At 72.2% G+C, this 11,181-nt stretch carries 5 protein-coding genes and 1 pseudogene; 2 read left to right on the top strand and 4 right to left on the bottom strand.

All coding sequences use genetic code 11. From position 1 onward, the window contains the following. Positions 1–96: 96 nt before the first annotated feature. Together AC1D12_RS12725 and AC1D12_RS12730 are read left to right on the top strand one after the other, a co-directional pair. Entirely contained in the window at positions 97–4,029 is a 3,933-nt protein-coding gene (locus AC1D12_RS12725) for a D-alanyl-D-alanine carboxypeptidase family protein (RefSeq protein WP_477840749.1), read from the top strand. A gap of 32 nt (positions 4,030–4,061) precedes the next feature. Beyond that, on the top strand, positions 4,062–4,640 hold the full coding sequence (locus AC1D12_RS12730; protein WP_477840750.1) for an energy transducer TonB: 579 nt from the start codon (positions 4,062–4,064) through the stop codon (positions 4,638–4,640). Here the strand turns inward: AC1D12_RS12730 and AC1D12_RS12735 are convergent. From AC1D12_RS12735 to AC1D12_RS12750, 4 genes and pseudogenes are all read right to left on the bottom strand, one after another. Further along, complete coding sequence (locus AC1D12_RS12735) at positions 4,624–7,596, bottom strand: serine/threonine-protein kinase (protein ID WP_477840752.1); 2,973 nt, start codon at positions 7,594–7,596, stop codon at positions 4,624–4,626. The genes AC1D12_RS12730 and AC1D12_RS12735 overlap by 17 nt on opposite strands. Then, positions 7,593–8,138, bottom strand: a complete 546-nt coding sequence (locus AC1D12_RS12740; protein WP_477829548.1) for an ECF-type sigma factor — start codon at positions 8,136–8,138, stop codon at positions 7,593–7,595. Before AC1D12_RS12740 ends, AC1D12_RS12735 begins: the two co-directional genes overlap by 4 nt. A gap of 150 nt (positions 8,139–8,288) precedes the next feature. Next, a complete protein-coding gene (locus tag AC1D12_RS12745; protein WP_477840754.1) occupies positions 8,289–8,831 on the bottom strand; it encodes an eCIS core domain-containing protein in 543 nt (180 codons plus the stop codon). After that, positions 8,828–11,181: pseudogene (locus AC1D12_RS12750) on the bottom strand (hypothetical protein); the annotation flags it as partial. The gene AC1D12_RS12745 and the pseudogene AC1D12_RS12750, both read right to left, overlap by 4 nt.

Consider the following 11,181-nt stretch of genomic DNA (forward strand, 5'->3'; position numbering starts at 1 on the left):
GCGATGCGGACCATCATCACGCACTGGACAGCGATCACCGGCCGCGATGTCAAGGCCCGCAAGGTCGCGCCCAACTGAGCGCCGGAGGTCGATGCCATGAAGCCGGATTCCCCCTTCCTGTCGGCCTACCCGACGCCGGAGCACGAGACCGCCCCCGAGGCGCCGCCGGCCCGCGGTGCCGGGCTCGGTGCGCTGCTGTTCGAAAGCCCGTACGTGCGGCTCGCGCTCGTCGACCATGAGGACGACGCGCAGTCGGAGTGCGAGGCCTGCCGCTGCCACGAGTTGGACAACGAACTGGACGACGAAGCCCCCGAGTCCGAAGTCGACGACACGCCAGTGGTCGATGCGCCGCTGTCGGCCGACGACCGCACCTGGGTGCTCGACCTGCGCCGCTCGGCGCTGGAGCGCCTGCCGGACGCGGCGTTGCAGCGCAAGTACCTGAAGGAGGTCGACTGGAAGGACGTGGAGTTCCCCGACAACGTACCCCCCGGCGGCTCGGCGACGGCGGCCGTGAAGGCGCACTGGGCCTTGTCGGAGCGGCTGTTCGCCGACATGGCCCGCGTGACGCCGGAGCGGCGCGTGAACCTGGGCGACACGAAGATCGCGTTCCGCGCGCACCGCCCGGTGGCCGTGCCGGGCCAGAAAGGCGCGCAGCTGTACGCCGAGGCCAGCGCGGCCTTCGTGCGCATGCGCGAGGCGGCACTGCAAGAGGGCGTGACGCTGGACATCACCTCGTCGTGGCGTTCGRCCGGCCACCAGGCGGCCCTGAGCGCCTCGCAGCCGAATGCGAAGGCGGTGGCCAAGGGCCACTCCGCGCACATGTACGGCCTGGCGGTCGACCTGCAGATGTCGGTGCGCGGCCTCGATGTGTCGGGCAAGAGCCAGACCCGCACCGCAGAGAAGATGGCCAAGCTGGTGCGCATGTACCGCTCGCCGGTCTACAAGTGGATGATGCTGCGCGGCAAGGCCTTCGGCTGGTACCCGTACCGCCGCGAGCCCTGGCATTGGGAATACAACCCGCCGGGGCTGAAGGCGCGCTTCGAGGGGGGCTCGGCTCCTGCATCGACGTCTGCGAAGGCGACCGCCACCACCACGCTGTCGGCCGGTGGCCAGCCCAAGGCGTGGGTGCGCTTTGCGCAGCGCGTGCTGAACGCCACCGCGGGCGAGCGGCTCTCCGACGACGGCGATGCCGGCCCGCTGACGCGCGCCGCGCTCGCCCGCTTTCGCGACAAGCACCGGCTCGGCGGCAGCTCGGAGCCGGGCAGCTCCACCGACATCGCGCTGACGCAGCGCGCGCTGGAGCACCTCTCGCACACCTCGATGTTCGCGGCGCTCGGCACGCGCGACGCCAGGCTGGACCAGGCGCTCGCGGCCTTCCGCGCCGAGCGCCACCTCGGCTTCGGCGCGGTGCTCGACGTCGCGACGCAGACGGCGCTGGCGGATGCGCTGCCCTCGGCGGCGGCAGCGTCGCCTTCCAGCTCAGCGTCCGTCAGCGCCACGCCGGTGCCCCACCTCGGCGGCCAGGTCTGGCTGATGAAGGCGAGTTCGTATGCCGAGCCGGTGGCGGTCTTCGTGCCAAAGGCTGCTCTCGGGCAATCGAGCGTGGACGTGCTGTTCCACGTGCACGGCCTGTTGCGCGGCCCCTCGCTGCCGCCGAAGCCGCCGGGCGGCTTCATCACCGCAGCACCGTTCCGCCTGGGCGCGCTGGTCGATGCCTCGACGCTGCCGATGGTGCTCATCGTGCCCGCGATGAACTGGAACGCGCCGGGCGGCGTCACGGCCGGCGGCCATCGCAATCCGCGCTGGAGCGCGCTGGCCCAGCCGGCACGGTTGAACGCGCTGATCGCCGAGGTGCTGGCCGACGTGGCACGCGTGCAAGGCCGCGGCCAGGCACCGGCGCTGAACCGCCTGGTGGTCTCGGGGCACTCGCGCGCCTACGACTTCCTGGAGCCGCTGCGCGCGCTGCACGCCGATGCGCAGGCCCACCAGGGCGCGCTCGCACAGCTGGCGCAGGTGTGGGCGTTCGACTCGACCTACGTCGGCGAGCCCGCGGACTGGAAACGCTGGCTCGCCGACCGGCCCGGCCTGCAGGCGCACTTCTTCTACCTGAAGGGCTCGGCGACCCACGACCGCGGGGATGCCTTCCTGCGCGCACGCGGCGGCAACCTGCATGTGACGCGGATGGAGACAGGGCAGCACCACCAGGTGCCAGGGCTGCAATTGCCGGCGCTGCTGCAAGGCCTGGCGAGCGGCGGCGAGCACGAACTGGAGGAGGGGCTGCCGCTGGAGGGCGAGGATCCCGATGCGCTGGAAGAGATCGATCGCCAGGCCGAGCAGGACGACGAGCAAGGCGATGACAAGCTGGAGGCGCTCGCGGACGAGTTCGAGGCTGCGGACGACGAAACGGGCGATGACKAAGCTGGCGATGACGAGGCCCTGGCCGACGACGAAGGCCCCGACGACGAGGCCGAATCGTTCGAGGACAACGAGGAAGAAGCCGCCGACGCCGAGCCCGAGGACGCCGGCGAACTCGATCCGGAGACGGAAACGCCCGACGAGCTCGACCAGGCCCTCGGCGACAAGGCACCCGTGCCGGTGCCTGCGGGCCGGCCGGTGCCGTTCGCGCCGCTGCCGCCGCCCGGCAGCCACTGGCCGCTGCGCACCACGCACCCGCAGGCGCGCGTGATCTCGTACAAGTTCCGCGAGCCGAACGGCATCGAGGGCCGCGCCGGCCGCATGTTCCTCGCCGAGCGCAAGGGCAAGCGCAACGGCGTGGCCACGCGGCGCCGGCATGTCGGTGTGGACCTGTTCGCGAAGAAGGGCGACGTGGTGCTGGCCTGCGAGAGCGGCACCATCGTGTCGTTCGCGTTCTTCTACGCCGCCGCCTCGGGCCAGCAGACCTACCGGCTGCTGATCGAGCACGAAGGCTCGGGCATCGTCGCCAACTACGGCGAGCTGACGAAGGATTCGCTGAAGCGCAACGGCCTGTCGGTCGGCGACCGCGTGGCAGCCGGCCAGGCGATCGGCTTCGTCAGCGACACCGCGATGCTGCACTTCGAGACCTACGTGAAGGGCAGCACCAACACCGCCCGCTGGTGGCGCGACGAGAAGAATGCGCCGGCCTCGCTGCTGAACCCGACGCGCTACCTGCTGTCGCTGCGCGAGCGCGGGACCGCGTCGGCCGGGGCGGGCGCGCCGGCCACGGCCTCGCCACCGCCCGCGCCCTCCACCGCGACTCCGGGCGCCCGTCCGCAACCGCCCACCGACCCGTCGGCGTACCGCACCTTCCGGCTGACGACCTACCACGTCGTCGACCAGTCGGACGATCCGACCGGTGCCATCCGCATCCCGATCCTCGGCGACGACGGCCGCACGATCGCCGAAGGCAGCCCGGCCTTCTTCGCGAAGCTGTCGCTGGAAGGCACGGCCCGCCTGGGCGATGGCCGGCTGGTCAACGTGACCGGCCAATCGACCGCGGTGTCGCACGAGCGCTATGCCGCGGTGCTCGACTACCACGAGCGCGCCTACGCTCGCCGCAACGCGCGGCTCGCGGCGCAGGGCAAGCCGCCGGTATCGACGAGGTACTCCGGCATCTCGGTCAAGGACGGCCGCGTGGTCGGCGCGATGACCTTCCACGAGGTGCCCGCCGCCCGGCGCGGCGTGGGCTATGGCATGCAGCGGGGTGTGGCGTACACGCCATTCCGCACGCTGGCGGCCGACCTCGGGCTGAAGGCGAACTCGGAGCCGCGCTGGAAGGGCCACGGCGGGCTGGTGCCGGCGCACACGCCGGTCTACATCAAGGAGTACGACGGCCTGGCGCTGCCCGACGGCCGCGGCGGCAGCTTCGTGCACGACGGCTGGTTCACCGTCAACGACACCGGCGGCGCGATCTTCGGCGCGCACTTCGACGTGTTCACCGGCAGTGCCGCGCTGGGCCGCGGCGCGAAGCTGCCGGCGATCGGCCAGGTGTGGTTCCCGGGGATCGAGGGGCGGGTACCGGCCGGCTACTCGCTCGGCCTGAGTGCCTGAACCGGGGGTGCCGGCCACCGTGCTCGTGCACGGTGGCCCTGCATTTCCACCGGGTTGATGAAGCGTTCCCCGCGTCCGGAAGCTATGCTGCCCGCATGCGAAAGAACCTCATCGCCCTGGCCGCCGGGCTGCTGTCGTGCGCGCCGCTGATCGCCTCTGCCGCCGATGCCACGCCGCCGAAGCGTTACTCGCTGAAGCAGACCGAGCCGAGCGGCGGCACGCACATCGTGCGCGAGCTGGCCAACTCCAACCTGCCGCTGGACAAGCCCTACGGCGAGCTGACGCCGCAGCAACAACGCGTCGTCAAGGCACAGTACGAGGAAATGGGGCCGGACGACGAACCGCCCTACCCGCTCAACGGCCCGCGCGGCATCGTACGGGCGCTTGTGGATGGGAGGAACCGGCTGCACGTCAACGGCAGGCTGCTGCTCGCCGTCGACGTGAACAGCAGCGGCGAGGCGACGGCGGTGTCGGTGATGTCCTCGCCAGACGACCGGCTGACGCAGTACGCTGCCGCCGTGCTGATGAAGGCGAAGTACAAGCCGGCGCGCTGCAACGGCGTGCCGTGTGCGATGCAGTACCCCGTGCGCATTCTCATGAAGGCCGACTGAGCGGGGCGGCGCGCTCGTTCAGCGCCCGCAGGCATCGCGCAAGCGCCACCCGCGCCTCGGCCAGCCACGCACTGCCCGGTGCGGCCAGCCGCTCGCGCAATGCGACGGCCCGTGTCAACGGCGCGCGTGCTGCCTTCGCGTCCCCCTCCGCGAGCCAGGCCTCGCCCTGCAGCAGCAGCGCGTCGGCCTCCTTGTCATCGAAGCGAGCCGATTCGCGCTCCGGTGCGAGCAGTGCCAGCGCCTGCGCCGCCTGGGCGCGGGCATCGGCCGGCCGCTGCAGCTGCAGCGCGGCACGCCCGCTGAACAGCAGCCACTGCACGCGGTCGAGCTGCGGCCCGCCGTCATCGACCAGCACGATCTCCTTCAGCCGCTCGATCGCCTGCGCGGCCTGCCCCTGCGCCAGCAGCAACCGCACCGCCTCGAAGATGAACGGGTTGTGCGTGGCCGGTGCTGCGACGCCGCTGCCCACGGCGCGCCAGATGCGGTGCGCCTCCTCGATCTGCCGGCCGCTCTCGGCATGGCGGCCCATCGCGGTCCAGTTGCGCGCCTGCAGCAGCATCTCGCGCGCGAGCGGCACCGAGCCGGGGTAGTGCGCGCGCAGGTCGTCCAGCTCGGGTGCGTAGTCGCGATCGGCCTCGGCGAAGCGGCCGTCTGCATGGTGGGCATCGCCGCGGAAGCGGTTCACCGCCCCCACCGCCGCCGGCGTTGCGTTCGCATCGGGGCGCTCGATCGCGGCACGCGCGTCATCGAGCAGCCGCCAGCCTTCATCGCGCCGCCCGAGGCTGTGCAGCAGGCCCCCCAGCTTGGCCTGGGTCTGCAGCGTGCCGCCGTCGAGCGGGCCGCTGAGCTTGCGCGAGAGGTCGAGCGCGCGCCGCAGGTTGCCCTCGGCCGCGCTGAAATCGCGCGCCGCCGCCTGCGCCTCGGCCAGCTGCACCAGCGGCGTCACCGACCAGGCCGACGGCGCCGCCTCGTGCCGGTCGATCTCGGCCAGCGCCTCCTTCAGCATCGCCTGCGCGGTGGCCGCATCGCCAGCCAGGTGGTGCGAGCGCGCCAGGTTGCGCAGCGCCTCGTAGCCGCTCGACCACTGCGCCGGGTGCCGCCGGAAATGCGCGACCGCCTGCTGCGCCGCCTCGCGCATGCCGGCCAACGACACGTACTGCTCGATCTCGGCGCGGTTGATCCACATCCAGCCGCGCGTCTCCGACGCGTCGTCGCCGATCGCATCGAGCACCTGCCGGGCTTCGTCCATCGCGGCCAGTGCGCGGGCGCGGTCGTCGGTGTGGTTCACGTCGCGGGCGTAGGCGAGCAGCGCATTGGCGAGCCGCGCGTCGTGCGCACCGAACGAGCGCCGCGCCGCCTCGACGCGCTGCAGCCGCAGCTGCCCGGCCTCGTCGAACAGGCCGAGCTGGAAATGCATGTCGGCCAGCGTGTCGAGCACCTCGTCGAGCGCTTCGGGCGAATCCTTCAGCGCCTGCGCCGCCTGCTTCGCGCCGACCTCGAGCAGCTCGCGCGCGGTGGTCTGGCGGGCGCGCAGCGGATCGGCCTGCTGCAGCGAGTTGGCGGTGAACAGGCTCGTCAGGAAGCCCTGCACCGCCTGCGCCCGCTGGCTCTCGCGCTGCGCGAGCGCGGCCTGCTCGCGCGAGCGCTGCGCCTGCTGCAGCGACACCGCGGCCGCACCGGCCAGCACCAGCCCGGCGAGCCCCGCCGCCGCCACCTGCCGCCGRTGCCGGCCGACGAACTTGCGCAGGCGGTAGGCCGCGCTGTCGGGCCGCGCCAGCACCGGCTGGCCGCCGAGGTGGCGCACCAGGTCTTCGCGCAGCGATTCGGCGGTGGGGTAGCGCTGCGCCGGGTCTTTCTTCAGCGCCTTCAGCACGATGGTGTCGAGGTCGCCGGCCAGCATAGGGCGCAGCCGGCGCACGCTGGTGCCGCGGGCGCGCGCGGCCTCGTCGGTCAGCTCGCGCAGGCTGGGGCGCTGCGGCTCGATGCCGAGCACCGCCTCTTCGAGCGCCGCGCACGAGGCGCGCACCGGCTCGTACGGCCGCAACCCGCACAGCAGGCCGTAGAGCACGACGCCGAGCGAATAGACATCGCTGGCGGTCGTCACCGCACAGCCGGCCACCTGCTCGGGCGACGCGTATTCGAGCGTCAGCGCGCGGCCGGCGATGCGCGTCAGCTCGGTCTCGTCGGCCTGGCCGTCGGTCGTCAGCTTCGCGATGCCGAAATCCAGCAGCCGCACCTGGCCGTCTTCGGTGACGAGGATGTTGGCCGGCTTCAGGTCGCGGTGGATCACCAGGTTCTGGTGCGCGTACTGCACCGCCGTCAGCACCTGCAGCATCAGCACCAGGCGCTGCATCAGGCCGAGGTTGCGGCGATCGCAGAAGGCGGCCAGCGGCTCGCCCTGCACGTACTCCAGCGCGAGATAGGGCTGGCCATCGTCGGTGATGCCGGCATCGAGCAGGCGTGCGATGTTGGGGTGCTCCAGCGCGCCGAGGATGCGGCGCTCGCGCGCGAAGCGCTCGTGCACGTGCGGGCCGAGCAGGTGCGTGCGCACCAGTTTCAGCGCGACCTGGCGCTCGTAGAGGCCGTCGTCGCGCTGCGCGAGCCACACCGAGCCCATGCCGCCCTGCCCGATCGGCCGCAGCACGCGGTAGGCGCCGATGCGGCGGCCGACCAGCGAGGGCGTGTCGGCCTCGCGGGCCGTGCGGGCGGCCCGGTCGATGCCGCGCGCGACCAGGTCGCCGGTCTCGACGCGCGGGGCCACGGTGGCACCGGTGGGGTGCAGGTCGGTCGGGTGCATCCGTTCCCGCAACTGGGCGACGACCTCGGCCATCGCCGGCTCGCGGCGCGCCAGCTCGGCCTGCCAGCCGGCGCGCTGGTGGCGCGGCAGGTCGCCCACCTCGTCGAGCAGCAGCGAGACGCGGTTCACCTCGGCCGGCGTCAGGTCCTGGACATTCATGCCTCTTCCATCAGGTGCAGCAGGAAGGCGCGCGCCTTCTCCCACTCGCGCTCGACAGTGCGCGTGGAGGTGCCGCGCGCCTCGGCCACCTCTCGGATCGACAGCCCGGCGAAATAGCGCAGCTCGACGAGTTCGTGGAACTGCGGCGACAGGCGTTGCAGCACGTCGAGCGCGGCGCCCATCGCCATCAAACGCCTGTCGTCGATCGCCTCGGCCTCGATGCCGGTGGTCAAGGTGACCAGCAGGTCGCCGCTGCCGCGCTTGCGGGCCTGGCGCTCGCGCACGTGGTCGATCACGACGCTGCGCATCACGCGGGCCACGTAGCCGAAGAAGGCCGGGCGGTCGGAGGCCTTGAGGCGGCCCTCGCCGGACAGCTTCAGGAAGCTCTCGTGCACCAGCGAAGTCGTGTCCAGGTCGTCCAGCCCGCCGCTCTTGTAAAGCCGGCTGTGCGCCATGCGCTTCATGTCGGCGTAGACCAGCTCGAACAACCGGCTCGAAGCCTGCGGATCACCGGATTGCGCCGACCGAAGCAGATCGGTCATTTCCGTCATCGACGTGTCTCACTGCAAGGCGGAGCGGTCGAGTATGGGAAGGGGCCTGGGGAGCGTCAAAGTACAGATTGAGGATGAGGGCTCACCCGTTTGGGGGGCGTCTGTCGGATGCGTGCGCACAGCGGTCTGGCTCACCGCGAGCTACTGGGCGTCCTTCTCCAACCCCGCCGCCTGCAGCGCGCGCGCCCCCATCACGTCGGCCTCCTCCTCGAGCGACGCATCGTCGTTGACGCCCACGCCGGCCATCTGCATCGTCGGCTCGACCCGCCCCTGGCGCTGCTGCACCACGTGCCAGGCCTCGTGCGGCAGGTGCTGGTCCTGGCCGGGCGCGAGGTGGATGTCGTTGCCCTGCGCATAGGCCAGCGCGTTGAGCTGCGCCGGCTTGTCGGAGTTGCGGTGCACCTGCACGTCGGATACGTCCAGGCCCGACAGCGATTCGATGCCGGCCTGCAGGTCGCCCGGCAGGCCGCCGCGCGATGTGTCGGCCTTGGCCTGCAGCGGCTCTTCTTCCTCGAGCTCGCCCAGATCGGGCGCGCGCTGCGCCGCCTCGCCGAACGCCGCCTCGATCTGCGCGCGCTGCGCCACCATGCGCGGGCTGTCGTGGAACGGATCGGCCGCGCGCTGGTGCACAGGGGTCTCGGGACTTCCATGGTCACGGTCATTGGCATGCAGTTGCACTTTCATGGGGCCTCCACTCTCGGCTTGAACGTCACGTAAATGCCTGCGGCGAACAGCAGCAGGATCAGTCCGTACAGCAGGTAATTCTGCTCGCGCCAATGCTGCAGCGAGGGGTCGCAGCTGAACACGACGAAGGCCAGCACCAGCGTCGCCAGCGCGCCGGCCCACACCATCAGCAGGTAGCGCCGGCCGATGCGCCGCACCCGGCAGTTCCACGCATACAGCGCGATGCCGATGCCTTCGGCCAGCACCAGTGCCTCGAACAGCAGGCGCAGCGGCAGCCGGTTCGGGCACGCGAACTCGCACAGCCCGGCCAGCGCGCCGCGCGGTGCCGTGTAGTTGTGCATCAGCAGCGCATGCACCGTTTCGCCGCTGCCGATGCCCGGCGTCGGCAGCGGCCACAACCCGATGCCGCCATAGGTCCACTTGATGTAGGCCAGATCGCGGTCGAGCTGGTCGCGCTCCTGCGGCGGCAGCACGGCCGCCTTCTCGCCGCGCTGGTGGAACTCGATCGGCACCACGCTCTCCAGGAAGGCGATGCGGCGGTGGCCCGACAGGTTCGGCGTCGCGTCGATGCGCGCGCGCAGCGTCATCGTGCTCGCGCCGGTCGGCTCGCTCAGCAGCACCAGGAAGTCGATCGTCAGGTCGGTGGTGCCGCGGTAGCGCACCTTGGCCCCCTCTTCCACGCCCTTGCTGCTGCGCCGCGGCTCGGCGGTCTCCAGCACGTCCATCAGGTCCGAGAAGTTGTAGGCCCCGGTGTCGCCGAGCAGCTTGTCGGGCACGACGATGTTGGCCTGGTAGCTGCGGCCGGTCGCCTGCATCTCGGCCACCAGCCGCTGCAGGAAGAGTTTCAGGAAGCGCGCGAAGGCCTTCTGCTGCGGGCCTTGGGTGGGCGAATCCTCGAAGAACACCGTGAGGCCGTCGTAGACGYACTCCGACTCGCGCCACTGCGGCAGCAACAGGCCGTCGAGGCCGGCCTGCAAGGTGCCGTCGCGCGTGTCGGCCAGCACCACCGCATTGCGCGCCGCGTTGCGCGCCACGCCGTCGAGCTGGGCCTCCGGCAGCGCGAGCAGCGAGGCCCAGTCGCGCCGGTACAGCACCAGGTCGACGCGCGTGCCGTGCCGGCGCGTCTCGCGTGCGAAGCCGCCGGCCTGGCCGTCCCAGCCCGGCGGCAGCACCCAGTTCCCGCTGTCGGCCAGCACCACGCCCATGTAGCTCAGGCGCGTGAACAGGCTGAAGTCGACCGCCAGCGGCGCCTCGGTGGCCAGCCAGTACGGCACGAAGCCGATCACCTCGTTGTCGACGCGCTGCGGCGTGCAGCCGCAGCCGGCGCCGTTCAGCCGCAGCGGCTTCGCTTCRCCGAACGGATKCCGCTTCTCGGCCGCACGCACGATGTCGGCGCGCAGCGCATCGGGCAGCAGGTTGTCGTAGAACTCGCGCAGGCTCAGGCTGCCGACTGCGGTGGCGGCGGCTGGGGTGGCAACCGGCTTGCGCGCGGCCGGGGCGGATGCCGCAGACACCGGGGGCAGCGGCGGGCACTGCGTGTCGACGGCCAATTGCTGCTTCAGCGCCACCTCGGTCACGTGCACCCGGTAGTAGGCGCAGCGGCTCTGCTCCAGCGCGGTGACGAACAGCGCGCGCGTCGGGTACTCCACGTCGGTCAGCGGCAGCAGCACCGCCTGCAGCTGGTCGGGGCTCGGCACGACCGGCGGCACCGGCTCGGTGACGACAGCGGGCGGCAACCCGTCCGCCGGCACCAGGGCCGGCGCGGGCGCCGCGGCGGGCGCTGCCGCCTCCGGTGCCAGGCCCGCCTGGTCGGCCGGCGTCAGCTTGTAGCTGACCGGCAGGCCGGCCTGCGTGTCCGCGGTGGCCTCGGCTTCGGCGACGCCGAGCGACGTCAGCGCCGGCGGTGCCGTGGGCGCGGAGGCAGCCGATGCCGCCGCGGCCGGCCGCAGCACCGGCGTGTAGACGTTCAGCACATACGCCTGCTGCGCGGCGCGCGAGGGCGACGCGGCGTCCTGCACGCCGAGCACGAAGCGGAAGCTGCCGTTCTCGGCCGGCAATCCGCCGAGGCGGCCATCCTCGGTCAGCACCAGCCCCGGCGGCAGCTTGCCGTCGATCGTGTAGCGGTACGGCGGCGTGCCGCCCTTCACCACCTCGCGCGGACCGTACGGGGCACCGCGGCGCGCCGATGGCAGCGTGACGGTCTTGTAGACGAGGCGCATGTCGACGCCCGACGCGGCCGAGGCCGCCGGCCACGCGGCGATCGGGACCATCGCCATGTCGGGCGCGGACGCTGCGGAGGAAGCCGGCGCCGAGGCCGCGTGCGGCACCGTCGCCGCACGCAGCCCGAGGC

The sequence above is a fragment of the Rhizobacter sp. P1_G5 genome (assembly GCF_056405435.1).

Excerpts from the sequence above, each read along its gene's own strand:
- AC1D12_RS12740 (WP_477829548.1), bottom strand. The coding sequence starts at position 8,138 with ATGACCGATCTGCTTCGGTCGGCGCAATCCGGTGATCCGCAGGCTTCG.
- AC1D12_RS12745 (WP_477840754.1), bottom strand. The coding sequence starts at position 8,831 with ATGAAAGTGCAACTGCATGCCAATGACCGTGACCATGGAAGTCCCGAG.